We start from the raw sequence: 24512 nt of genomic DNA on the forward strand, positions 1-24512 counted from the left end.
TACGAAATCATCGGAGATAGATCATGGCCGCAGGCTATATCATCGCCTACGTCGACGTCACGGACCCCCAGCAGTACGAGGAGTACAAGGTGCTCTCCAGTCATGCCATGCAGGTGCACGGAGCCGAAGTGCTGGTGCGCGGCGGCCAGACCGGGCAGCTCGAGGGCCAGTGGGCGCCGACGCGCGTGGTGGTGCTGAAGTTCCCCAGTTTCGAGGCGGCCAAGGCCTTCCACGACAGCGCGGAGTACCGCGCGGCGCGCAAGGCGCGTGAGCATGCGGCGCACATGAACATGATCGTGGTCGAGGGCGTCTGAAGCCCTGACGCGCCGAAGCGGGCCTGTCGCGGCCCTCTTCCCGGTTTCCAGCATTTGCAGCTTTTGCAGCTAGCGGTACAAAGAATCCACAATCAAAGAGGAATCCATGAGTGCAATCGTAGATATCATCGGTCGCGAGGTTCTGGACTCGCGCGGCAATCCCACCGTGGAATGCGACGTTCTGCTCGAGTCGGGCGTGATGGGCCGCGCCGCGGTGCCGTCGGGCGCCTCCACCGGTTCGCGCGAAGCCATCGAGCTGCGTGACGGCGACAAGTCGCGTTACCTGGGCAAGGGCGTGCTGAAGGCCGTCGAGCACATCAACACCGAGATCTCCGAGGCCATCATGGGCCTGGACGCTTCCGAACAAGCCTTCCTGGACCGCACCCTGATCGACCTGGACGGTACCGAGAACAAGAGCCGCCTGGGCGCGAACGCCATGCTGGCCGTGTCGATGGCCGTGGCCAAGGCTGCCGCCGAGGAAGCCGGCCTGCCGCTGTACCGCTACTTCGGCGGTTCGGGCGCGATGCAGATGCCGGTGCCGATGATGAACATCGTCAACGGTGGCGCGCACGCCAACAACAGCCTGGACATCCAGGAATTCATGATCATGCCGGTGTCGCAGACCAGCTTCCGCGAAGCGCTGCGCTGCGGTGCCGAGATCTTCCACGCGCTGAAGAAGATCCTGGCCGACAAGGGCATGTCGACCGCGGTGGGCGACGAAGGCGGTTTCGCGCCGAACTTCGCTTCCAACGAAGAGTGCCTGAACACCATCGTGCAGGCGGTCGAGAAGGCCGGCTACCGCATGGGCGACGACGTGCTGCTGGCGCTGGACTGCGCCGCCAGCGAGTTCTACCGTGAAGCCGAGGGTGTCTACCACCTGGAAGGCGAAGGCCTGAAGCTGAGCTCGGAGCAGTTCGCCGACTACCTGGCCAACCTGTGCGACAAGTTCCCGATCGTGTCGATCGAGGACGGCATGGCCGAAGGCGACTGGGACGGCTGGAAGACCCTGACCGACAAGCTGGGCAAGCGCGTGCAGCTGGTGGGCGACGACCTCTTCGTCACCAATACCAAGATCCTGAAGGAAGGCATCGACAAGGGCATCGGCAACTCGATCCTGATCAAGATCAACCAGATCGGCACCCTGACCGAGACCTTCGCCGCGATCGAGATGGCCAAGCGAGCAGGCTACACCGCCGTGATCTCGCACCGTTCGGGCGAGACCGAGGACAGCACCATCGCCGACATCGCGGTGGGCACCAACGCCGGCCAGATCAAGACCGGCTCGCTGTCGCGCTCGGACCGTATCGCGAAGTACAACCAGCTGCTGCGCATCGAGGAAGATCTCGGTGATGTGGCCAGCTACCCCGGCAAGAGCGCGTTCTACAATCTGCGCTAAGCTGCCGGGTAGCCGCCGCCGTGCGCCGTCCTTGACGCGTGCGCGACGGCGGCCTCCCTTGCCATTCCGCGGTTCGCCCGGCTTCTGCCGGGCCTTTGCGTCATACGCTCCATGCGCCTGATTTCGCTGCTGTTGTTCGTGCTGTTGCTCGCCATCCAGTATCCGCTCTGGCTGGGCAAGGGAGGCTGGCTGCGCGTCTGGGAGCTGAACAAGCAGGTCGAGGAACAGAGCGTGCACAACCAGGCGCTCAAGCTGCGCAACGCCAAGCTGGAAGGGGAAGTGAAGGACCTCCAGGACGGCACCGGCGCCATCGAGGAGCGGGCCCGCTACGAACTGGGCATGGTCAAGGATGGCGAAGTCTTCGTGCAGTTCGTCGCGCCGCCGCCCAAGGTCAGCGCTACGCCGCCATTGCCGCCGCCGCCCAACTCGCCGGCCGCCACCGGTCGCCACTGAGCCGACCCGGCATCATCCGCCCGTTCCGGGCCCGCCCGCCGTCCGGCCGGGCTGCTCACCGCCTCAAGCTGCCTTCCCCGCGCATCCGGCCGCCATCCGGCGGATCATCCGCGCCGGCTTCGCGCCGGCCGCGCCTCGTCGAGCCTTACCACCACCCGTACGGATAGCCGCCCCAACCCCAGTAGCCGGGTGCGCCGAAGCCGACCGAGCCGCCCCAGCGGCCGCCGCTCCAGCCGCCGTAGTAGACACTCCAGGCGGGGGCCGGCGCGTAATAGTAGCGGGCCAGGGCTTCGGCCTGCCGTTCTTGCGCGATGGCGGCCTCCTGCTCGCGCAGGACCTGCTGGTTCAGGGCATCGAGACGCTGCTTCTGCTGCGGTGTCAGCGCAGCGTCAGACGCGCCGGTGACGCCAGTGGCGCCAGTCGCACCAGTCGCACCAGTCGCACCAGTCGCACCAGTCGCACCAGTCGCGGCATCGGGGGCCAGGCGATAGGTGGGAGGCGAGCCGTTGCTGTCGCGTGGCAGTTCGGCGCAGCCGCCGGCGGTGAGCAGCGCGGCGATACCGGCCAGGGCCGCCGCCCTGGCGCGCGGGCGCGTTTGCCGTAGCGGTGGCAGCGCGGAGCGGCGGACTGGAGGGAAGCGCGTGGACATGGTCATGCCTCGAAGGGATCGACTTCCCGTTGGACCACATGCCCGCGCCGGTGGTTTCCGCCGGCGCGGCGGTTTGCCTCAGTGGTGCTGGTGGGCACCGTCGCCGGCACCGGTCGCGGTCGGTGCCGGGGCGAACAGCTGGGCGCAATCGACCGCGTCGAAGTGGTACTGCTGGCCGCAGAAGTCGCAGCGGATATCGGCAGCGCCGCGTTCGGCCAGCAGGCCTTCGATCTCCTCGCGGCCCAGCGATTGCAGCATGCCGGCCACCTTGGCGCGCGAGCAGGAGCAGCGGAACTGCGGGCGCGCCGGCTCGAACACGCGCAGGCCGGCCGCCTGCAGGTCTTCCCAGAACAGCCGGCGCAGTAGCGTGTCGGGCGATTCCGCCAGCAGTTCCGGTGCCTTCAGCGTGGCGCCGAGCTGGCAGGCACGGTCCCAGGTGTCGAGATCCTGTGCCTGGCCGACGCCGTCCAGCGCGCCGCCGGTCTCGCCGACCACGGCCGCTTCGCGCGCATGGCCGGCTTCCAGCGTGCCACCGTAGGAGGGCAGCTTCTGCAGCAGCATGCCGGCCGCGACCTGGTCGTCGGCTGCCAGCCAGAGCCGCGTGTCGAGCTGCTCGGAGCTGTGCATATAGTGTTCGAGCACCTCGCTCATCGACGCCAGTGGCCCGTTCTCGTCGGCCAGCGGCACGATGCCCTGGTAGGGCTGCTGGCCGGGCAGCTTGTCGTGTGGATCGAGCGTGATGGCGAAACGGCCGCGGCCGCCGACATTGACCAGTTCGGCGAGGGTCGCGTCGTCGGCCAGCTCGACATCCTCTGCCAGCTTGGCGGTCGCGCGCAGGCTCAGGTCGGACAGGCACTCGACCACCAGCATGCGCACCGGGCCGTCGCCGTGCAGCTGCATGACCAGGGCCCCGTTGAACTTGAGGTTGGCCGACAGCAGCGCCGCCGCCGCCATCATCTCGCCGAGCAGCCGGCGCACCGGGGCCGGATAGTGCTGGCGTTCCAGCACCTCCCGCCAGGTGGATTCGAGCCGGACCAGTTCGCCGCGCACGGGGGCCGCGTCGAACAGGAATTTCTGCAGGGTATCTGGGGAGCGGGTATCGGTCACAATCACTCTTCGGTCAAACGGGTTGGGTTGGGCGCCCGGCCTCGGCTCAGTCGAGGCGCTTGAGCTGCGTCTTGTACATGGCCTGGCGCTCGGCGTAGGTCGCCGCGTTGCGGTACAGGTTGGCCACTTCCTGGTCGTTCAGCTCGCGTACCGCCTTGGCGGGCGCGCCGAGGATCAGGCTGCGGTCGGGGAAGGCCTTGCCCTCGGTCACCACCGCACCGGCGCCGACCAGGCAGTTCTTGCCGATCACGGCGCGGTTCAGCACCACCGCCTGGATGCCGATCAGCGAGCCCTCGCCGATGGTGCAGCCGTGCAGCATCGCCTGGTGGCCGATGGTCACGTTGTCGGCGATGTCCAGCGGGCAGCCCGGATCGGTGTGCAGCACCGAGCCTTCCTGCACATTGCTGCCTTCGCCCACGGTGATCGGCTCATTGTCGCCGCGGATCACCACGCCGGGCCAGACGCTGGCGCGCGCCTTCAGCGTCACGTTGCCGATCAGGGTGGCTTCTGCCGCCACGTAGGCGTCGGGGTCGATCTGGGGGGCGAGGTCGCCGAGCTGGTAAAGCGCCATGGAGTCTCCTGGGCAATGGCTGGGGGAAAGATGGGGGCCGCCCGGCGTCTTTAAAGAGCCTTGCAGCAGAGCAGGGGGCGCATGCGGCGCGCGCCCGGCCCTACAATGGCGGCAGCCGAGATTTTACGCCGATGCCAGACCAGCGACTCAACGACCGGTGCGCCACGGGTGCACCCGATGCCGGACACATTGCCCCGGCCGCTCCGGGGCGACCATGCCTGCGCGAGCAGGCTCTCCACGTGCTCTGCCTGACCGATGCCCGCGCCAAGGCGACGGCGGCGCGCGAGCTGTACCGGCGTGCCAGTGCCGAGACCGATGCCGCACTCGGCTGCGGACTCGTGCTGCCGGCGCCTGCCGGTGTCCCCGGCCGTCCCCGGCGGCCCGAGCTGGTGCCTCCGCGCGAGGTCGGGCCACGCCGCTCGCCCCATACCGAACTGGGGCGGGCGACCCTGATCCATGCGCTGTCGCATATCGAATTCAATGCGATCAACCTGGCGCTGGATGCGGTGTGGCGCTTCGCCGATATGCCGCCGGCCTACTACCGCGACTGGCTGCGCGTAGCCGACGAGGAGGCCCTGCACTTCACGCTGCTGGCCGACCATCTCGCCACGCTCGGCCATGCCTACGGCGATTTCCCCGCCCACAACAGCTTATGGGAGATGGCCGACAAGACCGCCGGCGACGTGCTGGCGCGCATGGCCCTGGTGCCGCGCACGCTGGAGGCGCGCGGGCTGGATGCGTCGCCCGCGGTGCGTGCGCGCCTGGCGGCGGCGGGAGACCATGCGGCCGCCGCCATCCTCGACATCATCCTGCGCGACGAGGTAGGCCACGTGGCTATCGGCAACCGCTGGTTCCGCTGGCTGTGCGCGGCGCGCGGGCTCGACCCGGTATCGAGCTACGCGGAGCTGGCGGCGCACCATGGCGCGCCGCGCCTCAAGCCGCCATTCAACCTGCCGGCACGCCGCGCCGCGGGCTTCGACGACGATGAGCTGGCCTGGCTCACGGCGCAACAGGATTAGTCTGCAGAGGCCGGCGTGGCGGCGCGCTCCGCTTCGAGTTGCCGCAACACGCGCCGCTGGATCTTGCCGGTAGTGGTCATCGGCAACTGCTCGATGAACTCGATGGCCTTCGGATACTCGTAGGGGGCGAGACGGCCGCGCACGTGCTGCTGCAGTTCGGCGACCAGCGCGGCGTCGGCCGCGGGCGAGCGCGCCACGCCGGGGCTCAGCACCACGAAGGCCTTGACCACGGCGCCGCGCTCGGGGTCGGGCGAGGGCACCACGGCGCAGTTCGACACGGCTGGATGCTTGAGCAGGCAGTTCTCGATCTCGTTGGGGCCGATGCGGTAGCCCGAAGACTTGAAGACGTCGTCGGCGCGGCCCTCGTACCAGAGATAACCGTCGTCGTCGAAGCGCGCCAGGTCGCCGGTGCGGAACCAGCGCAGGCCGTCGTGGCTCGCATACTTGGCCTCGGTCGCTGCCTCGTTGCGCCAGTACCCGAGAAAGATGACCGGGTCGGCGTGGCCGGCGCGGTCGGTGGCACATACCGCCACCTCGCCGATCTCGCCGCCGGCGCAGGGCCGGCCGTCGTCGTCGATCACGGCCACGCGGTGGCCGGGATAGGGCCGGCCCATCGAACCCGCGCGCGCGGGCCAGCCCAGGCGGCCGTCGTCGTACTGGGCGGCGCAGTTGCCGACCACATAGTTGATCTCGGTCTGCCCGAACATCTCGTTGACGATGACGCCGAAGGCCTCGCGGCACCAGGCGAAGACGGTGTCGCCGACCGCCTCGCCAGCGCTCATCAGCGCGCGCAGCCGCAGCCGGTAGCGCTCGGCCGGGCGCGGGCAGGCTTTCATCATCTGCTTGAGCGCGGTGGGGAAGAGGAAGGTATTGGTGACCTGGTAGCGCTCCAGCAGCGTGAAGGCGACCTCGGCCGAGAAGCGACCCTGGTAGCCCACGATGGGTTTGCCGAAGTAGAGCGCCGGCATCAGCGCATCCCATAGGCCACCGGTCCACGCCCAGTCGGCCGGGCTCCAGAACACGTCGTCGTCCTGCGGGTACCAGCTCTGCGAGCAGACGAAGCCGGGCAGGTTGCCCAGCAGCGCACGGTGCGGCAACAGCGCGCCCTTGGGCTGGCCGGTGGTGCCGCTGGTGTAGATCAGCACCGCGCCGTCGTCGGCGCGCGTCGGCTCGGGCGTGAAGTCGGCCGGCCCGGCGGCCAGCAGCGCCTCCCAGCCATGGTCGGCCCCGGCGGCGGCCGCGCCGACGCCGATCACCGTTTCCAGCGCCGCGCACTCGCCGCGCGCCGCCAGCAGGTTGTCGAGCGAGCCCTCGTCGGCGATGGCCACGCGCGCGCCGCCGTGTTCCAGCCGGTAGGCCAGGGCCTCGGGGCCGAACAGCATCGACAGCGGCATGGCGATGGCGGCCAGCTGGTAGACCGCCATGTGCGCGACCACGGTCTCGATACGCTGCGGCAGGATGATGGCGACGCGGTCGCCGCGCCCCACGCCGAGCGCCCGCAGGGCTCGCGAGAGACGGTTGGCGGCGGCCTGGATGTCGGCGAAGCTGTGGCTCGCGCGCCGGCCGTCCTCGTGCTCCGCATGGACGGCGATGCGCTGCGCGGTGGCGGGGTCGCGTGCCCAGCGCGTGCAGCATGCCTCGGCCAGGTTGAAGGTCTCGGGCACGTCCCAGCGGAACGATTCGTGCAGCGCGGCGTAGTCGTCGCGCCGGGTGGCCGGCAGGGCGGCGGATGGCATCGGGTGTCTCCAGTCGGTCCGAGGCCCGCCGGCCCGCGCACGACGCCGGGCGGCGAGCCGTTATAATCGCGGTAAAAGAACGACCGTTCTTTTTTTTGCTTCCTGCGTCAGCCGGGCGGTGCCGGATCTCCCGCGCGGACGGCCGGGGCCGCCACGGAGACAGCATGACGATCAGAGAAACCTCGCGCTCGCAATGTATCACGCTGCGCGGGCTGCAATACCACGTACGCCAGTGGGGCGAGGAGGGCGCGCCCATGCTGTTCCTGCTGCATGGCTGGATGGATGTCTCGGCTTCCTTCCAGTTCCTGGTCGATGCCTTCGCGCGCGACTGGCACGTGGTCGCACCCGACTGGCGCGGCTTCGGCCTGAGCGACTGGCCGGCGCGCTACCCGGGCACGCGGTCCTACTGGTTCCCGGACTATGTGGCCGACCTCGAGGCGCTGCTCGATCACTACCAGCCGCAGGGCCAGGTGGACCTGGTCGGACACAGCATGGGTGCCAACGTGGCCTGCCTGTATGCCGGCATCCGTCCGCAGCGGGTGCGCCGCGTGGTGGACCTGGAGGGCTTCGGCATGACGGCGACGCGGGCCGAGCAGGCGCCCGGGCGCTATGCGCGCTGGCTGGACGAGTTGCGCGCGCAGCCGGAGATGCGTACTTACGACGACCTGCAAGGCGTGGCGGCGCGGCTGCAGAAGACCAATCCGCGCCTGTCCGACGCGCGTGCTGCCTTCCTTGCCGCACATTGGGCGCGCTGCAACGAGGCGGGGCGCTGGGAGATCCTCGGCGATCCGGCCCACAAGCTGGTCAACCCTGTGCTGTACCGGCTCGACGAGGTGATGGCGATCTGGGCCGAGGTGCAGGCACCGGTGCTGCACGTGGAGGCGCGCGATTCCGCCACGCTGCGCCATATCGCCCACAAGCAGGAGATCGCCGAGTTCAAGCAGCGCTTCGCTGCCTTCCGCGATTTCCGCGAGGCCGTGGTGGATGAGGCCGGCCACATGCTGCATCACGACCAGCCGGAAGCGGTGGCCCGGCTGGTGGAGGACTTTCTTGCCTGAAGCTTGCCTGACGCCGAGCCTGGCGCGTCGCCAGCGGTGCCGTCAGGCGTGCGTGAGCCTTTCCTTGAGCGTGGCGTTGTTGCTGGTGTGCACGTGTACCAGGGCCTTGTCGGGGAAGGCGTAGTGGTAGGCGCGGCGCAGCGCCAGCGCGGCCTCGTGGAAGCCGGACAGGATCAGCTTCTGCTTGTTGGGGTAGTAGGCGATGTCACCGGCGGCGAAGATGCCGCGCCGCGAGCTTTCGTAGGTGGTGGTGTCGACCAGCACGCGGCCGGCGCGCAACTCCAGGTCCCAGTGCGCGATCGGGCCGGGTTCGGTCACCAGGCCATACAGGGCCACCAGTTCGTCGGCCGGCAGCGTCAGCGGCGCCTCGCGCGTGCGCACTTCCACCGCGGCCAGTTGCTCGCCGTCCGGGCCGGGCGCGCACTGCAGGGCCCCCAGCATGCCGATCACGAAGTCCATTTCGCCGGCGGCCACGGCCGCCTTCATCTCGGCGACGCTGGCGTCTGCGGCACGGAAGCCATCGCGCCGGTGCAGCAAGGTGACGCGCGCCGCCACCTTGCGCAGCGCCAGGGCCCAGTCCAGCGCCGAATCGCCGCCGCCGGCGACGACCACGCGCTTGCCGGCGAAGCGTGCCACCTCACGCACGGCGTAGTGAAGGTGGCGCCCCTCGAGCGCGGCCGCTTCCGGCAGCGCGACCCGCTGCGGCGCGAAGGCGCCGGCGCCGGCGCAGACCAGCACCGCCGCCACGTCGAACTGCTTGCCGCCGTCGGTCGTCACCAGCAGGCGCGCATGGCCGTCGCGCTCGACTTCCGCCACGCTGCTGGCGCGCTGGCCGAAATGCATGGGGAAGGCGAACGGCGCGCATTGTTCCAGCAGCCGGTCGACCAGGTCCTGCGCGAGGCAGCCGGGCACGGCGGGAATATCGTAGATCGGCTTCTCGGGATAGAGCTCGGTGCACTGGCCGCCGGGGCGGTCGAGCACGTCGATCAGCTCGCATTGCAGGCCCAGCACGCCGGCCTGGAAGGCGGCGAAGAGGCCGACCGGGCCGGCGCCGATGATCAGGACATCGGTGCGTACCGGAGCGGCGGCAAGCGGGGCGGAGGCGGGAGCAGGGGTGGATTCGGGCATGGCGTGGCGGCCGGCGCGCGGCGCGGCCTCGGGGACGGTTAGGGCGCGAGGCCCGTTCAATCTCCCACTATACCGCCTGGCGGGGCGCCGGCCGTCCACGCCAGCATTGGCGGCAGGGGCATCGGCGCACCTCGCGGCCCGCCGCGCGATGCCTGCGCCATCACAGCGGCAGATCACAGGAGTAGAATGTCCCTATGCTGAATCCCAACGCCCTCAACGCCGATCTGCATTGCCATTCCACCGTCTCGGACGGCACGCTGGCCCCCGCCGTGGTCGCCGAGCGTGCGCACGCCGGTGGTGTCGCGCTCTGGTCGCTGACCGATCATGACGAGGTCGGTGGCCAGGCCGAGGCGCGTGCCGCGGCGGAGGCGCTGGGCATGCGCTACGTGACCGGTGTCGAGGTTTCCGTGACCTGGGCCAGCCAGACCGTGCATATCGTCGGGCTGCAGATCGATCCCGCCTGCCAGGCGCTGATCGACGGCCTGCACGACACGCGCTCGGGTCGCGCACGCCGCGCGCGCGACATGAGCGAGGCGCTGGCCGGCATCGGCATCGCCGGTGCCTACGAGGGCGCGCTGCGCTATGTCGGCAACCCCGACCTGATCTCGCGCACGCACTTCGCGCGCTGGCTGGTCGACCAGGGCTACTGCGCCGACATCGGCGAGGTGTTCGACAAGTACCTGGCGGAAGGGCGGCCGGGCTACGTCGGCCACCGTTGGGCCACGCTGGCCGAGGCCGTGCACTGGATCCGCGCGGCCGGCGGCATTGCCGTGATGGCCCATCCGGGGCGCTACCACTACACCGACCTGGAGCACGACGCGCTGTTCGACGAGTTCAAGCAGCTCGGCGGCGGTGCGGTCGAGGTCGTCACCGGCAGCCACACCCCCGACCAGTATCGCCGCTACGCCGAGGTCGCGCGCCGCTACGGCCTGCTTGCCTCGCGCGGTTCGGATTTCCATGGCCCGGGGGAAGGGCGCGTCGAGCTCGGCGCGCTGCCGCCGCTGCCCCCCACGGTCAAGCCGGTCTGGCACGACTGGTAGCCGCCATTGCCACCACGGTGCCACTGCGGCCGCGCAGCGTGAGTGCGGCCGGCGCCTGCCGACATCGCCCCCATGTCCCAGTTCTTCGATACTCACCCGCTCAATCCGCAGCCGCGCCTGATCAAGCAGGCCGCGCAGATCATCGCCCAGGGCGGCCTGGTCGCGCTGCCGACCGATTCCTGCTATGCGCTGGCCTGCCGCCTGGACGACAAGACGGCGGTGGAGCGCCTGCGGCGCCTGCGCGGCATCGACGACAAGCACCACCTGACGTTGATGTGCCGCGACCTGTCCGAGCTGGGCAACTTCGCGCGCGTCGACAACCGCCAGTATCGCTGGCTCAAGGGCGCCACGCCCGGGGCCTATGTCTTCATCCTGGAGGCCACCAAGGAGGTGCCGCGCCGGCTCTCGCATCCGTCGCGTAAGACCATCGGCGTGCGCGTGCCCGACAACGCCATCGCGCAGGCCTTGCTGGCGGAGACGGGCGAGCCGCTGCTGTCCGCCACGCTGCAGCTGCCCGGCGACGAGGTGCCCCTCAACGATCCGGCGCAGATCCGCGCGCGCCTGGAGAAACTGCTCGATCTCGTCATCTGCGGCGGCCCGGCGCCTGCCCAGCCTTCCACCGTGATCGACCTGACCAGCGGCGAGCCCGTGCTGGTGCGCGCCGGACGGGGTGATATCGCGCGCTTCGGCCTGTGAGCCAGCCCGCCGGCCGCCTGCCGGGGCGACCGGCCCGCCCGGTACAATAGCGTTCCATGGACTCCTCCCTTATCCAGACTTTCGCGGTCTACGCCCTGCCGGTGCTGTTCGCTATCACGCTGCACGAGGCGGCGCACGGCTACGTGGCCAAGCTTTTCGGCGACAACACGGCCTACGTGCTGGGACGCGTCAGCCTTAATCCGCTGCGCCACGTCGACCCCATCGGCACCATCGCGGTGCCGCTGCTGCTGTACTTCCTGACCGGCGGCCAGTTCGTGTTCGGCTACGCCAAGCCGGTGCCGGTCGCCTTCGACCGCCTGCGCAATCCGCGCTGGCACGGCATGTGGGTCGCGCTGGCCGGACCCGGCAGCAATGTGGCGCAGGCCTTCCTGTGGGCCCTGATGGCCCTGGGACTGCTGATGGCGCATGTGCAGGAGCCGTTCTTCGTCGAGATGGCGCGCGCCGGCGTGCTGGTGAACCTGGTCGTGGCGGCCTTCAACCTGTTCCCGGTCCCGCCGCTGGACGGCGGCCGCGTGCTGACCGCGCTGCTGCCGCAGCGTATCGCCTACGCGGTCGCGCGCATCGAACCTTACGGGATCTTCATCGTGCTGGCGCTGGTCGCCGCCGGGGTCATCACGCAGGTCTGGATGCGCCCGGTAGTCAACCTGCTCAGCTCGCTGGTCGAGCTGATGCTGCGGCCGCTGCTCGCCTTGATCCACTGATGTACTGATGCACCGAGCCGCGAGCCATCGCGTCTTTCCCGAATCAATCGCTTCCCCATCACAATCATGACGTTCCCCGATCGCGTTCTCTCCGGCATGCGGCCCACCGGTGCGCTGCACCTGGGCCACTACCACGGCGTGCTGAAGAACTGGGTCCAGCTGCAGGCCCAGCACCCCTGTTTCTACTTTGTCGCGGACTGGCATGCGCTGACCACGCACTACGAGTCGCCCGAGGTGATCGGCCAATCGGTATGGGAGATGCTGATCGACTGGCTGGCCGCCGGGGTCGATCCCGAGCAGGCCACGCTCTTCATCCAGAGCCGCGTGCCCGAGCACGCCGAACTGTTCACGCTGCTGGCGATGGGCACGCCGCTGGGCTGGCTGGAGCGCGTGCCGACCTACAAGGACCAGATCGAGAAGCTCAAGGACAAGGACCTGGCCACCTACGGCTTCCTCGGCTACCCGCTGCTGCAGGCGGCCGATATCCTGATCTATCGCGCCGCCTGGGTACCGGTCGGCGAGGACCAGGTGCCGCACGTGGAGATCACGCGCGAGATCGCGCGCCGCTTCAACTACCTGTACGGGCGCCAGCCCGGCTTCGAGGAGCTGGCGCAGGAGGCGGCAAAGAAGCTCGGTGGCAAGCGCACCAAGGCCTTCCTGGAACTGCGCAAGGCCTTCCAGGAGCAGGGCGCACAGGAGTCGCTGGAGGAGGGCCGCGCCCTGGTGGCGCAGTCGCAGAGCCTGTCGGCGGCCGACCGCGAACTGCTGCTGGGCTACCTGGCCGGCTCGCGCCGCACCATCCTGGTCGAGCCGCAGGCGCTGCTGACCGCCGCGTCGCGCATGCCGGGGCTGGACGGGCAGAAGATGTCGAAGTCCTATGGCAATACCATCCGCATGCGCGAGACCAAGGACTCGGTCGAGAAGAAAGTGCGCACCATGCCGACCGACCCGGCCCGGGTGCGCCGCAGCGATGCGGGCGAGCCGGCGCGCTGCCCGGTGTGGCAACTGCACCAGGTCTATTCCGACGAGCCGACCCGCGAATGGGTGGAAAAGGGCTGCCGCAGCGCCGGCATCGGCTGCATCGAGTGCAAGCAGCCGGTCATCGATGGCATCCTGCGCGAGCAGCAGCCGATGCTGGAGCGGGCGCAGCAATACATGGACAACCCGGCGCTGCTGCGCGACATCGTCGACCACGGCTGCGCGAAGGCCTCCGAAGTCGCGCGCGAGACCATGCGCGAAGTGCGCGACGCCATGGGCCTGGGCTACCGCTGAGCTCCGGCGTGACGATGGCAATCCCTGGCGCCTCGCCGGCCGCCTCCCACCCGGGCCTGGGCGAACCCTCGTCCTGGGTGACGCGCTGGGCGCACCTGGTGCGGCCGGGCGGGCGGGTGCTGGATCTCGCCTGCGGCGGCGGCCGCCATGCGCGCTGGTTCGCGCAGCGCGGCCACACGGTGCTGGGTGTCGACCGCGATGCCCAGGCCGTGGCCGCGCTGCCGGCCGGCGTGGCCGGCAGGCAGGCGGACCTCGAGCAGGGTGACTGGCCGCTGGCCGGCGAGGCACCCTTCGATGCCATCGTCGTCACCAACTACCTGCACCGGCCGCTGTGGCCGCACCTGCTCGGCGCCCTGGCGCCCGGCGGCGTGCTGATCTACGAGACCTTCGCCAGCGGCAACGAGACCGTCGGCAGGCCGTCCAATCCCGATTTCCTGCTGCGCCCGGGCGAACTGCTCGAGGCGGTGCATGGACACCTGCGCGTGGTCGGCTACGAGGACGGCCTGCTGCAAGTGCCGAAAACGGCGTTCGTGCAGCGGCTGTGTGCCGTGCGCGAAACCGCGCGCGAGCAGGGGGCGGCGGGGCCGCCACGCTATCCGCTGCCGGCCTGAGCCCAAGCCCGGGCCGGCGCGCCCGGGCAGGGAACTACCTAGGGGCGGCGCGGTCGAAACCGCGGTCGGCGGGCCGGTGGTATCCGGTACAATCGCAATATTTGCATCTCCAGAAACCCATTCCTATGACACAGATTACCGGCAGCATCGTGGCGATCGTCACCCCGATGCAGGAGGACGGCAGCCTCGACTACCCGGCGCTGCGCGCGCTGATCGACTGGCACGTGGCCGAAGGCACCGACGCCATCGTCATCGTGGGCACCACGGGCGAATCGCCCACCGTCAACGTCGATGAGCACTGCGAGCTGATCCGTGTGGCCGTGGAGCAGGCCGGCAAGCGCATCCCGATCATCGCCGGTACCGGTGGCAACTCCACGCAGGAGGCGATCGAGCTGACCGCCTTCGCCAAGCAGGTGGGTGCCGACGCTTCGCTGCAGGTCGTGCCGTACTACAACAAGCCGACCCAGGAAGGCATGTACCGCCATTTCCGCACCATCGCGGAAGCGGTCGACCTGCCGGTGCTGCTGTACAACGTGCCGGGGCGCACCGTTGCTGACATGAGCAACGACACCATCCTGCGCCTGGCGCAGGTGCCCGGCATCGTCGGTGTCAAGGAAGCCACGGGCAATATCGACCGCGCCGCGCAGCTGATCCACGAAGCGCCGGCCGGTTTCTCCATCTACAGCGGCGACGACCCCACCGCGGTGGCGCTGATCCTGCTGGGCGGCCAGGGCAATATCTCGGTCACCGCCAACGTGGCGCCGCGCAAGATGCATGAGATGTGCGTGGCGGCGCTGAAGGGTGATGTGCAGACCGCGCGCCGCCTGCACATGGAACTGATCGCCCTGAACAAGGCGATGTTCGTCGAAGCCAACCCGATCCCCGTCAAGTGGGCGCTCCAGCAGATGGGCCGGATGCCGGGTGGCATCCGCCTGCCGCTGACGCCGCTTTCGCCGCAATACCACGACACCGTGCGCAAGGCGTTGTCGGCGGCCGGCCTGCTGGCCTGATCACGCGCGTCTCCCGCCGTCATTCCCTTCTCTAGGATTGCGTGTCAATGAAACTGAAGCTTAACCGCGGCGCGCTGCCTGTGCGCCACGCCGCCTTGGTCGTGCCCCTGCTGGCCATCGGTGCCGTGTCCGGCTGCAGCAGCATCAACGATATGATGCAGCCCGACAAGATCGACTATAAGTCCGCCGCCTCCAGCAAGCGCGGCCCCAAGCTGGACGTTCCGCCCGACCTGACCAAGCTGGAGGGCGATCGCCGCTACTCGGTGCCGGGCGCTACCGCGGCCGACGGCAATTCGTCGACGCTGTCCGACTACAAGCAGGCGACCAAGGTGCAGGAGCAGGCTCCGGCCGAGAACGTGCTGCCGGTCGCCAACGGCATCCGCATGGAGCGTGATGGCAACCAGCGCTGGCTGGTGATCAGCAACGGCACGCGCGCCGACCAGCTGTGGGAGACGCTGCGCAGCTTCTGGCAGGAGAATGGCTTCCTGCTGGTGCAGGATTCGCCCGAGACCGGTGTGATGGAGACGGACTGGGCCGAGAACCGCGCCAAGATCCCGCAGGACTTCATCCGCAACACGATCGGAAAGGTCTTCGACGGCCTGTACTCCACCTCCGAACGCGACAAGTTCCGCACGCGCGTCGAGCGCGGTGCCAACGGCACGCTCGAGGTTTACATCAGCCACCGCGGTGCGCAGGAACAGTTGACCGGCATCGACAAGTCCAACACCGTGTGGACCGCGCGCCCGGCCGATCCGGAGCTCGAAGCCACCTTCCTGGCGCGCCTGGCGCAACGCCTTGGCGTGCAGAAGGAGCAGGCGCAGGCCATGGCCAAGAAGACCACCGGCACCAATGCCGCGGCCGCCGAGGTCAATGTGCCGGGTTCCGGCGGCAAGTCCCTGCTGACCCAGGTCAACGGCGTGCAGGCCCTGCAGATGGGCGAGCCCTTCGATCGCGCCTGGCGCGCGGTCGGCCTGGCACTGGATCGCGTCAACTTCACCGTCGAGGATCGCGACCGCTCGCAAGGCCTGTACTACGTGCGCTATGTCGATACGCGCGACGTTGCCGACAGCCGGGGCTTCTTCTCCAAGCTGTTCACCAAGCCGAACGATGCGAAATCGGCGAAGAAGTACCGCGTCGCGCTGAAGGGCGACGGCACCGGCACCGTGGTCACGGTGCTGAACGACGCCGGCCAGCCCGAGTCCAGCGATATCGGCAAGCGCATCCTGTCGCTGCTCGACGAGCAGCTCCGCTAAGACGGCCGTGCCTGCACGGCAATCGACCCGCCGGCACCGCCAGGTGCCGGCATGATGCGCTTCGGTTTCCTCGGTAGCGGCAGCGAAGGCAATTCGCTGCTGATCGAATCCTGTGCGGGGGCAACGGCCACGCGCGTGCTGCTGGACTGCGGCTTCGGCCTGCGCGAGACCGCGCGCCGGCTCGAGCGCCTGAGCGTGCAGCCGGACCAGCTGGACGCGGTGCTGGTGACCCACGAGCATGGCGATCACGTCGGTTCCGCCTACGCTTTCGCCGCGCGCCATGGGCTGCCGGTCTACACCAGCCATGGCACCTGGCTCGCGACCTCGCACTTGCGTGGTGCCGCGCACGCCGATGTGCGGGTTTGCGGTGCCGATCATCCCTTCGCCGTCGGCGATCTCGAGATCCTTCCGTACACGGTGCCGCACGACGCGCGCGAGCCACTGCAGTTTGTACTCGGCGACGGCGACGCGCGCCTCGGCGTGCTGACCGACGCCGGCATGCTGACGCCCTATGTCACGGCGCGGCTGTCGGGCGTTCATGCACTTGTGCTGGAGTGCAACCATGATCGCGAACTGCTGCGCAACTCCGCCTATCCTCCCTCACTGAAGCGCCGCATCGGGGGCGACTTCGGCCATCTGGCCAATGAAGTGGCGGCCGAGATCCTGGCTTGTGTCGTCCATGATGGTCTGGAGCGGGTGGTGGCGGCGCACCTGAGCAAGCAGAACAATACCCGGGAGCTGGCGACCAGTGCGCTGGCGGGGGTGCTGGGGGAGGGGCGGGCGGAGATCCTGGTGGCGGATCAGGAGGCGGGCCTGGACTGGCAGCCGGTGCGCGCCTGAGGCGGGCGGGGAGTGCGGTGGCGGGCAGGCGTCCGCCGATCCCGCACCCAATAAAAAAAGCCGGCCTCGCGGCCGGCTCTTTCTTTCAGCGTCTGGCTGGAATTACTTGCCAGCAGCAGCCGATGCGTCAGCGGCGGGAGCCGATGCGTCAGCAGCCGGAGCCGAGGCTTCAGCGGCGGGAGCCGAGGCTTCAGCAGCCGGAGCCGAAGCGGCTTCAGCGGGAGCGGCAGCAGCGGGAGCCGAGGCTTCGGCCGGAGCAGCAGCTTCTTCCTTCTTGCCGCAAGCGGCGAGGGCCACGGCGGCCAGCAGCGAAGCGATCAGGAGAGACTTCTTCATTGTTCGTCCTTTAACTTTGTAATGACGGAAAACAACCAGGCGATCAATAATTACCGGTAATTATCGCTCTTGTACTGCAAAATAGAGGCCCTCCCGGGTGCCAACAAATGCAGTGGTACACAGTACTAGCCAGCCGACGATTATATCCGCGTTTTCCCGCCTTGTGTAGCGTGGAAATCTGGGGATTCCAGTGTTACGCATTATTACAGTGCTGCTGGCGCCAGCAGCAGCCAGCCTTCCTCCAGCCAGTGATGAAATGTCTCCATCAGGTCGGGAAGATTCGCGCTGGCAGCCACGTCGGCGGCGCTCAGGCTGCGCCGATCCGCCAGCTTGCGCAGCCATTTTGCCAACTCCGCGGGTGGCTCGTAGGCCTCGCCGTTGAGAAAGAAGTGGTTACGATCATAGAGGGCGATCGAGGCAGGAGCCAGCACGATGCCATGAATTCGTGCCAGTTTTTCGAATTTTCGCAGGGAGATCGATGAGGGCTCGCGGAATTCGACGGTCGGCTTCGGCTCGGACAGGTGGGCACCGAGGAACTCCGAGACATCGGCCTCGGACCAGCGCATTGCCTTGAGCCGCGTGCTGACCGCACGCACCAGATCGGCGGGCATTTGCGCAGGATGCTCAGTGGCGTTTTGTCCAGCGTCGCTGTAGCGTCCCGACAACGCTTCATTGTCCTCGACGGTTTCCGACAGCCAGGCCAGGAAGTGGCCGGCAAGTTCGCGATAGGCGGGAGCACGGAATCCGATCGAACAGGTCATGCACTCGCCTTCGGCGATACCGTCATGCGCATACTGCGGCGGCAGGTAAAGCATGTCACCCGGTTCCAGCACCCATTCCTGTTCCGCACTGAAGTCGGCCAGGATCTTGAGTGGCAGTCCGGGAATCAGCTCCAGCGCGGTCTGCGACGAGATACGCCAGCGCCGGCGGCCGGAGACCTGCAGCAGGAAGACATCGTAGGAGTCGAAGTGCGGGCCCACGCCGCCACCGTCGGTGGCATAGCTGATCATCAGGTCGTCGAGGCGCGCGTCCGGCACGAAGCGGAATTGCGCCAGCAGCTCGGCGGCTGCATTATTGTGGAGATTCACGCCCTGCACCAGCAGCGTCCACTGGCGCGTCTTGCGCGAGGGCAGGTTGTCGGCCGCGAAGGGGCCGTGTTCGAGCTTCCAGCGGTTGCGGAAGTGCGTGACGAGGCGCGATTCGACCTCGTCGCGATCGGCCAGTTCCAGAAGAGACTCGGCCGATACCGGGGGCACGATTCCCGGTACGGCTTGTCGAATCAACAGCGGTTTACGTTGCCAGATATCGCGCATGAAGGCAGCCGGCGTCAGGCCGCCCAGCAGGTCCAGCGGCTCGTCCGGGTCGATGGGGCCGGGCGGCAGGGCCTGCGCGTATAATGCGGAATCGTTCATGGAGTCAAGAATTGAAAATCGCTAAGAACACGGTGGTGTCCGTGGTGTACAAGCTGTCGGACGCGCAGGGCAATCTGATCGAGGAGTCGGACGAGCCCATGGTCTATTTGCACGGCGGCTATGATGGCACGTTCCCCAAGATCGAGGAAGCGCTGGACGGCCACGACACAGGCTTCGAGACCCAGTTGCAGCTCGAGCCCGAGGATGCGTTCGGCGATTACGATGCGGAGCTGGTCAAGGTAGAGCCGCGTAACCGTTTCCCGGAGCCGCTCGAAGTCGGCATGCAGTTCGAGGGCGTACCCGAGGACGGTGACGACGACGATTCCATCATCTACACCGTCACCGACGTGGCCGAGGACAAAGTCGTGCTGGACGGCAACCACCCGCTGGCCGGCATGGCGCTGCGCTTCTGGCTCAAGGTGTCGGAAGTGCGTGAGGCGACCGCCGACGAAGTCGAGCATGGCCATGCCCATGGCGCCTCGGGTGTGGAAGTGGTCGACGAGGACGAAGACGGCGAAGAGGGCGGACGTACGCTGCATTGATTCCGCCGCAAGGCGCGTATCCACCAGATCGGGAAGGCCGGCCTTGCGCCGGCCTTCTGCTTTGGTGCGGCCGCGTCATCGCGCCGTCGCACGATCGCAGCGCCGCGGCCGGTCGGGCTCAGTCGCCGTCTTCGCCCGTGCCGCCGGGCGCATCCTTGACGCTCACGCTGAACAACTCCGGTGAGGCCGGCGTGATGCGCAACTCCGCCCATTGTCCGGAGGCGCCCGTCGGCAGCGTGATCCGCTTGAAGTTGCGCAGGGTCTTGCCGTTGGCATCGCGCAAGGGCGTGTCGATGCCGAAGCCCTTCAGGCTGGCATGGATCAGCAGCACCTGGCCGCGGAAGCGCGCCGTCAGCTCGCGCAGCTGCCGCTTGAACTCGAGGAAGCCATCGCGCTTGCGGCGGCTGACGAAAGCATCGAGCAGGGTAGGCCTGCCGCGGTGCTCCCAGCCGTTGCCGAATTGCGGGTCGCCGTGCACGACCAGCACGAGGCCGGCCAGGTTCTGCTGCTGCGCCAGGAAGAAGGCGCGCGCCAGCCACTGGTGGTTGGCTTCGCGCCGGTCCTCGAATTCACCGTTGCGCCCGCCCTCGGCCAGGTAGTGGTTGTTGTCGCCGGGCAGGTTCATTCCCACCATCATGACCGGACCGGCGCGCCAGCGCACGTTCTCGCGGAAGCTGCGGAAGGTGGCCTGGTCGGATTGCCGCATCAGCGGGATGGTGCGCTGGCCGAGCGAGGCATCGCTGGCGTAGAACAGTTCGCGCAGGCGGTTCAGCCGTTCGAGCGGGTCGAAGCTGCCGCTCGCCGCACGCTGGCACTCGGCCCATTCGGCCTCGCCTGGCACATAGACGAGTGGTAACGGTGAAGCGTCGAGCAACCGTTCGCGCGCATCGAGCACGTGGTCGCCGCAGCTTTCGGTGTCACCCTTGATGCCGCCGGCGTGGACCACGAAGTCCAGCCGCTGCTCGCCCAGGCTGGCCAGCAGCCGGCCGACCGCGGCTTCCGCCGCCGGCCACTGCGGCTGGTCCGCCAGCAGCGCCACGCGCACGATCGGGCCGGTCGGGGCCGTCGGGGCCCCGTGGCCGGCCGCAGGGGCCAGGGCGGCCGCCAGCGCCAGCGCGCCGAGCAGGTACGCCCGGGCGCGTGCCACGCCGTGACGGTGGCGAGCAGCCAGGCCCGGCCGTGGCCTGGCGATCGGCGTCATGCGCCAGCGGCCATCTCGACGGCCAGCGCCTTGAGCCGATAGAGGGCTTCCAGTGCATCGCGCGGCGTCATGCTGTCCGGGTCGACGCCCGCCATGGCATCCAGCAGGGCCTGCGCCATCGGCGAGCCGCCGGGTGCCGGCGAGACATCGGTCTCGGCATCCTGCTCGTCCTCCGGGGCCGGCGGTGCGGCGAAGAGGTCGAGCTGGGGCGTCGGCGTGGCATCGGCGGATTGCTGTTCGAGCCAGGCCAGGTGCTTGCGCGCGGCGCGGATCACCGCTTGCGGCACGCCGGCGAGCTGGGCCACCTGCAGGCCGTAGCTCTGGCTGGCCGGCCCGTCCTGCACAGCGTGCAGGAACACGATGCCGTCGCCGTGCTCCACCGCCGACAGGTGGACGTTGGCGGCCTGCGGAAACTCCTGCGGCAGCTGGGTCAGTTCGAAGTAATGGGTGGCGAACAGCGTGTGGCTGCGGTTGTGCGCCAGCAGGTGGCGCGCGATCGCCCAGGCCAATGCAAGGCCGTCGAAGGTCGAGGTGCCACGGCCGATCTCGTCCATCAGCACCAGGCTGGAAGGCGTGGCGTGGTGCAGGATGCCCGCCGCCTCGGTCATCTCCACCATGAAGGTGGAGCGCCCGCCGGCGAGATCGTCGGCGGCGCCGATGCGGGTGAAGATGCGGTCGATCGGTCCGATCACCGCACGGCGCGCCGGCACGTAGGCGCCGACGCAGGCCAGCAGCGTGATCAGCGCGGTCTGCCGCATGAAGGTCGACTTACCGCCCATGTTCGGGCCGGTGATCAGCAACAGCTTGCGCGCCTCGTTGAGCTGGCTGTCGTTGGCGATGAAGGGCACCGACTCGGCGGCGAGCTGGCCCTCGACCACGGGATGGCGGCCCTGCACGATATCGATAACGTTCTCGCCGACGCGCTCCGGGCAGGTCCAGTCCAGCGTCTGCGCGCGCTCGGCCAGCGCCGCCAGCACGTCCAGCCGAGCCAGCGCACCGGCGACGCGCTTGAGTTCGCCGATGTGCGGCAGCAGGTTCTGCAGCAGGCCGTCGTAGAGCAGCTTCTCGCGCGCCAGCGCGCGGTCCTGCGCCGACAAGGCCTTGTCCTCGAAGGCCTTCAGCTCCGGCGTGATGTAGCGCTCGGCGTTCTTCAGCGTCTGGCGGCGGCGGTAGTCATCGGGCACCTTGTCCGCCTGCCCGTTGGTCACCTCGATATAGAAGCCGTGCACGCGGTTGTACTCGACGCGCAGGTTGGCGATGCCGGTGCGGCTGCGCTCGCGCGTCTCCAGGTCGATGAGAAACTGGCCGCAGTTTTCCGAGATGTCGCGCAGTTCGTCGAGCGCGGCGTCGTAGCCGCGCGCGATCACACCGCCGTCGCGGACCGCGGCGGCCGGCTCCTCGGCCACCGCCGCGTGCAGCAGATCCAGGCAAGCCTGCGGCACCTCCAGTTCGCCCACCGTCAGCGCCAGCAGCGGCGCGCCGTCGTCGGCCGCCACGCAGGCCGCCACCTCGGGCAGCGCGCGCAGCGTGTCGCGCAGCGAAGACAGGTCGCGCGGGCGGGCGCTCAGCAGGGCCAGCCGCGCGGTGATGCGCTCTACGTCGGCCAGCCGGCGCAGCGCCGTGCGCAGGGTGTCGGTGCCTTGCTCGATCAGCGTGCCGATGGCCTGCTGGCGCGCGCGTGGCTGCGCGGCGTCGCGCAGCGGATGGTGCAGCCAGTGGCGCAGCAGCCGGCTGCCCATGGTGGTGGCACAGGTGTCCAGCAGCGAGAACAGGGTCGGCGACTCGCCGCCGCGCAGTGTCTCGGTCAGTTCGAGATTGCGCCGCGTGGCGGTATCCAGGCCGACGAACTCGGACTCGCGCTCGACCTGCAGGCTCTGCACGTGGCGCAGCGACTGCCCCTGCGTGTTGGCCGCATAGTTCAGCAAGGCGCCGGCGGCGCCGATGGCCGCGCCCAGGCCTGCGCAGCCGAAGGGGTCCAGGCTGGCCACGCCGAGCTGCTCGCGCAGGCGCCGTGTGCCGGCCTCCTGGTCGAAATGCCACTCCGGCAGCCGCGTACGCGCGCAGCCGAGCGCGGGCAGCTCGATGCCATCGGCATACAGCACCTCGGCCGGGCGGATCCGCTCCAGCTCGCGAGCCAGCTGCGCGACCTCGCACTCCATCAGGCGCAGCTCGCCGCTGGCCAGGTTCAGCCAGGCCAGCCCGATCTTGCTGACGCCGCGGCGCGTGGTCTGCTGGTGCACCGCCAGCAGGAAGGTATCGGACTTGTCCGGCAGCAGTGCCGCATCGGTCAGCGTGCCGGGGGTGACGATGCGCACCACCTTGCGCTCGACCGGCCCCTTGCTCGTTGCCGGATCGCCGATCTGCTCGCAGATCGCCACCGACTCGCCCAGTTTGACCAGGCGGGCCAGGTACTGGTCGACCGAGTGGAAGGGGATGCCGGCCATGCGGATCGGCACGCCGTTCGAGGCGCCGCGCGCGGTCAGCGTGATGTCGAGCAGGCGCGCGGCCTTCTCGGCATCGTCATGGAAGAGCTCGTAGAAGTCTCCCATGCGATAGAAGAGCAGGGTATCGGGGTGGTCGGCCTTGATGCGGAGATACTGCTGCATCATCGGCGTATGGCTGTCCTTGGACGGTTTCTTGACTGCTTGATCCACGTTGGCTTTTTCCTGCTTTTCCTTGTCTGGCATGGTGCGGCGGTGGCCAAGCCGGCGCCGCGACGGTGCGCCATGCGTTTCGGTGCCTGCGTTGCGTGGCGGCGGTGGGCCGACAGCATGCGGCCGGCTTGCCGCCGGGCGCGCTGGTGCCGTAGCCGGTCCCTGGCTGGCCGGCCACGGTCCGCAGCCAATGCTGTTGGAAAGGAAGCGGGCGCGACTCGTATGCACCGGTGCGAAGTTGCGCAACGCAAGGCAAAACAGGCGACAGTTTACCCCAGGCGACAGGTGCCTCGAGCGAGTCGCATGCGGGACGGGCAGGGCGGCCGGGTGCCGGCATTGCGCCGCGGGTGTTCCGGCTGCCGCGGGCAGGGCAGGCAGGGCGCGGTGCGGCTGCCAGCCTTAGTCTCACGCGTCCGGCGACGCGGGGATCCGATAGCCCTCGTCCGACCACTGGGATATCCGCTCCGGTATCAGCCATGATTTTCGCGCTGGTGATTCATGAATATCTTTCCGACAAGGCTTCTGGACATCGGGAGAGACATCGGGAGAGGGCATGCACATGAAGATGTCAGCGCCGTGAATGAAACAACTGTGTCAAAGCTACAACAGATAATTTTGATGGCATGCCTGCAGCGTCACTTGGTGCTGTTCACAAACCAATCGACTGATTGTGATTCATAGAACTCTTTTTGTTCCGGTATGTGGAATCAAAAGTGGCGGAAAAGAAGTTGTATGCGCAACAAACCACGCCCCGGCGCGGATTGCGCCCAGTCCGGGGAGAAGGGCGGAAGTCCTTGCGCGTCGGTTCGGCTCGCGGCGGGCAGGGATCGGCTCGGATCTGCTGAAATCTACTTGGATGCATGGCTTTTGGGGCTGAAATGATCAAAAAACCCGTGCGTATCGATGAAAAGATGCAGGATGGCGCGCCGGTTAGCACTTGCCAGGTGCAAGTGTTCGTCAGGAGGAAGCATGGCGGATGGCGTCCTGCCAGGGGATTGCGCAGCGTTTGCCGAGGTCTATACAATGCGCCCGCACCGCAAGCCATGCGGATTCATCTATACGTAGCCGGCGGCCAATGGACCGTCGGCAATGCAGTGCCCGGGAATGATTGCGGAATAAGAAGGAAGAGGCGGGGATTAAGTGGACAACAATGAAAAGAGTGCCCTCGACGCGATTCGGGAGCTGAACCTTTCGTATCTTGTGCTGGCGCAGCGCATATTGCGGGAGAATATGGCGGTGGGGATGTACCGGCTGGGTATCTCGCGCGACATTGCCGAGGCGCTGGTGGGCGTTTCCACCGGCCAGTTGGTCAAGCTGGCGGCGGGGGAGCAGTCGGTGTGCGGCTTCCGCATCCTCGATGCCTCGCTGCTGACGATGCTGACGCAGACGGCCAAGCACGAGCAGTTGGCCCCCACGCACGCGGCCATCGTGCTTTCCACGCAGCCGTCGCCGCGCATGGCGTGAGGCCGGCCGGGCAGGCGCACACTGTGCC

At 68.4% G+C, this 24512-nt stretch carries 24 protein-coding genes; 15 read left to right on the forward strand and 9 right to left on the reverse strand.

What is annotated here, in order from left to right:
- Positions 1-23: 23 nt before the first annotated feature.
- The 3 genes from BKK81_RS08755 to ftsB all read left to right on the forward strand — a co-directional run bounded on the left by BKK81_RS08755 (position 24) and on the right by ftsB (position 2163).
- On the forward strand, positions 24-314 hold the full coding sequence (locus BKK81_RS08755) for a DUF1330 domain-containing protein (RefSeq protein ID WP_071012139.1): 291 nt from the start codon (positions 24-26) through the stop codon (positions 312-314).
- Positions 315-420: 106 nt separating this feature from the next.
- Positions 421-1710 carry a phosphopyruvate hydratase gene (gene eno / locus BKK81_RS08760; protein WP_071012141.1) on the forward strand — a complete coding sequence of 430 codons (1290 nt, stop codon included), beginning with the start codon at positions 421-423 and terminating at the stop codon, positions 1708-1710.
- A gap of 111 nt (positions 1711-1821) precedes the next feature.
- Positions 1822-2163: a cell division protein FtsB gene (gene ftsB / locus BKK81_RS08765; RefSeq protein ID WP_071012143.1), complete on the forward strand. Its 342-nt coding sequence runs from the start codon at positions 1822-1824 to the stop codon at positions 2161-2163.
- 145 nt (positions 2164-2308) lie between these two features.
- On the opposite strand, the gene BKK81_RS08770 is transcribed toward ftsB, so the two are convergent.
- The 3 genes from BKK81_RS08770 to BKK81_RS08780 form a co-directional block, all read right to left on the reverse strand.
- A complete protein-coding gene (locus BKK81_RS08770) occupies positions 2309-2812 on the reverse strand; it encodes a hypothetical protein (protein ID WP_071012144.1) in 504 nt (167 codons plus the stop codon).
- Between the two features lie 78 nt (positions 2813-2890).
- Entirely contained in the window at positions 2891-3919 is a 1029-nt protein-coding gene (gene hslO, locus BKK81_RS08775; protein WP_071012146.1) for an Hsp33 family molecular chaperone HslO, read from the reverse strand.
- A gap of 46 nt (positions 3920-3965) precedes the next feature.
- On the reverse strand, positions 3966-4490 hold the full coding sequence (locus BKK81_RS08780) for a gamma carbonic anhydrase family protein (protein ID WP_071012147.1): 525 nt from the start codon (positions 4488-4490) through the stop codon (positions 3966-3968).
- Between the two features lie 131 nt (positions 4491-4621).
- Here BKK81_RS08780 and BKK81_RS08785 point away from each other — a divergent pair, with 131 nt between their 5' ends.
- On the forward strand, positions 4622-5509 hold the full coding sequence (locus tag BKK81_RS08785) for a ferritin-like domain-containing protein (protein ID WP_083384014.1): 888 nt from the start codon (positions 4622-4624) through the stop codon (positions 5507-5509).
- Here BKK81_RS08785 and BKK81_RS08790 read toward each other — a convergent pair.
- The gene (locus tag BKK81_RS08790) at positions 5506-7245 is read right to left on the reverse strand and encodes an acyl-CoA synthetase (RefSeq protein ID WP_071012149.1); all 1740 of its coding nucleotides are present in this window, start codon (positions 7243-7245) and stop codon (positions 5506-5508) included. The genes BKK81_RS08785 and BKK81_RS08790 overlap by 4 nt on opposite strands.
- Before the next feature lie 164 nt (positions 7246-7409).
- Here BKK81_RS08790 and BKK81_RS08795 point away from each other — a divergent pair, with 164 nt between their 5' ends.
- Entirely contained in the window at positions 7410-8303 is an 894-nt protein-coding gene (locus BKK81_RS08795; RefSeq protein WP_071012150.1) for an alpha/beta fold hydrolase, read from the forward strand.
- A gap of 42 nt (positions 8304-8345) precedes the next feature.
- Here BKK81_RS08795 and BKK81_RS08800 read toward each other — a convergent pair whose 3' ends face one another.
- Entirely contained in the window at positions 8346-9431 is a 1086-nt protein-coding gene (locus BKK81_RS08800; RefSeq protein WP_071012152.1) for an NAD(P)/FAD-dependent oxidoreductase, read from the reverse strand.
- Positions 9432-9625: 194 nt separating this feature from the next.
- Here BKK81_RS08800 and BKK81_RS08805 point away from each other — a divergent pair, with 194 nt between their 5' ends.
- The 8 genes from BKK81_RS08805 (at position 9626) to BKK81_RS08840 (ending at position 16875) form a co-directional block, all read left to right on the forward strand.
- On the forward strand, positions 9626-10471 hold the full coding sequence (locus tag BKK81_RS08805) for a 3',5'-nucleoside bisphosphate phosphatase (RefSeq protein WP_071012153.1): 846 nt from the start codon (positions 9626-9628) through the stop codon (positions 10469-10471).
- 72 nt (positions 10472-10543) lie between these two features.
- Positions 10544-11167, forward strand: a complete 624-nt coding sequence (locus BKK81_RS08810) for an L-threonylcarbamoyladenylate synthase (protein ID WP_071012155.1) — start codon at positions 10544-10546, stop codon at positions 11165-11167.
- 56 nt (positions 11168-11223) lie between these two features.
- Positions 11224-11889, forward strand: coding sequence for a site-2 protease family protein (locus BKK81_RS08815; RefSeq protein ID WP_071012156.1), 666 nt, complete (start codon positions 11224-11226; stop codon positions 11887-11889).
- 66 nt (positions 11890-11955) lie between these two features.
- Complete coding sequence (locus tag BKK81_RS08820) at positions 11956-13161, forward strand: tryptophan--tRNA ligase (protein ID WP_071012158.1); 1206 nt, start codon at positions 11956-11958, stop codon at positions 13159-13161.
- A gap of 14 nt (positions 13162-13175) precedes the next feature.
- A complete protein-coding gene (locus BKK81_RS08825; RefSeq protein ID WP_071012160.1) occupies positions 13176-13772 on the forward strand; it encodes a class I SAM-dependent methyltransferase in 597 nt (198 codons plus the stop codon).
- A gap of 125 nt (positions 13773-13897) precedes the next feature.
- Positions 13898-14782 carry a 4-hydroxy-tetrahydrodipicolinate synthase gene (gene dapA / locus BKK81_RS08830; protein ID WP_071012162.1) on the forward strand — a complete coding sequence of 295 codons (885 nt, stop codon included), beginning with the start codon at positions 13898-13900 and terminating at the stop codon, positions 14780-14782.
- A 47-nt stretch (positions 14783-14829) separates the two neighbouring features.
- Positions 14830-16035 (forward strand): outer membrane protein assembly factor BamC, encoded by a 1206-nt coding sequence (gene bamC / locus BKK81_RS08835; RefSeq protein ID WP_071012163.1) that lies wholly within the window; start codon positions 14830-14832, stop codon positions 16033-16035.
- Between the two features lie 51 nt (positions 16036-16086).
- Complete coding sequence (locus BKK81_RS08840) at positions 16087-16875, forward strand: MBL fold metallo-hydrolase (protein ID WP_071012165.1); 789 nt, start codon at positions 16087-16089, stop codon at positions 16873-16875.
- Between the two features lie 102 nt (positions 16876-16977).
- Here the strand turns inward: BKK81_RS08840 and BKK81_RS34160 are convergent, their stop codons facing one another.
- Positions 16978-17211 (reverse strand): hypothetical protein, encoded by a 234-nt coding sequence (locus tag BKK81_RS34160; protein ID WP_083384015.1) that lies wholly within the window; start codon positions 17209-17211, stop codon positions 16978-16980.
- 203 nt (positions 17212-17414) lie between these two features.
- The gene (locus tag BKK81_RS08845; RefSeq protein WP_083384016.1) at positions 17415-18623 is read right to left on the reverse strand and encodes a cupin domain-containing protein; all 1209 of its coding nucleotides are present in this window, start codon (positions 18621-18623) and stop codon (positions 17415-17417) included.
- A gap of 11 nt (positions 18624-18634) precedes the next feature.
- Between BKK81_RS08845 and BKK81_RS08850 the strand changes: the two genes are divergently transcribed.
- On the forward strand, positions 18635-19165 hold the full coding sequence (locus tag BKK81_RS08850) for an FKBP-type peptidyl-prolyl cis-trans isomerase (RefSeq protein WP_071012166.1): 531 nt from the start codon (positions 18635-18637) through the stop codon (positions 19163-19165).
- Positions 19166-19283: 118 nt separating this feature from the next.
- On the opposite strand, the gene BKK81_RS08855 is transcribed toward BKK81_RS08850, so the two are convergent.
- Entirely contained in the window at positions 19284-20366 is a 1083-nt protein-coding gene (locus tag BKK81_RS08855) for a hypothetical protein (protein ID WP_231908004.1), read from the reverse strand.
- On the reverse strand, positions 20363-22975 hold the full coding sequence (gene mutS / locus BKK81_RS08860; RefSeq protein WP_071016251.1) for a DNA mismatch repair protein MutS: 2613 nt from the start codon (positions 22973-22975) through the stop codon (positions 20363-20365). Before mutS ends, BKK81_RS08855 begins: the two co-directional genes overlap by 4 nt.
- Positions 22976-24160: 1185 nt before the next feature.
- On the opposite strand from mutS, the gene flhD reads away from it, so the two are divergent.
- A complete protein-coding gene (gene flhD, locus BKK81_RS08865) occupies positions 24161-24484 on the forward strand; it encodes a flagellar transcriptional regulator FlhD (protein ID WP_071012168.1) in 324 nt (107 codons plus the stop codon).
- Positions 24485-24512 lie beyond the last annotated feature (28 nt).

Source organism: Cupriavidus sp. USMAHM13, assembly GCF_001854285.1.
Classification (GTDB): Bacteria; Pseudomonadota; Gammaproteobacteria; order Burkholderiales; family Burkholderiaceae; genus Cupriavidus; species Cupriavidus malaysiensis.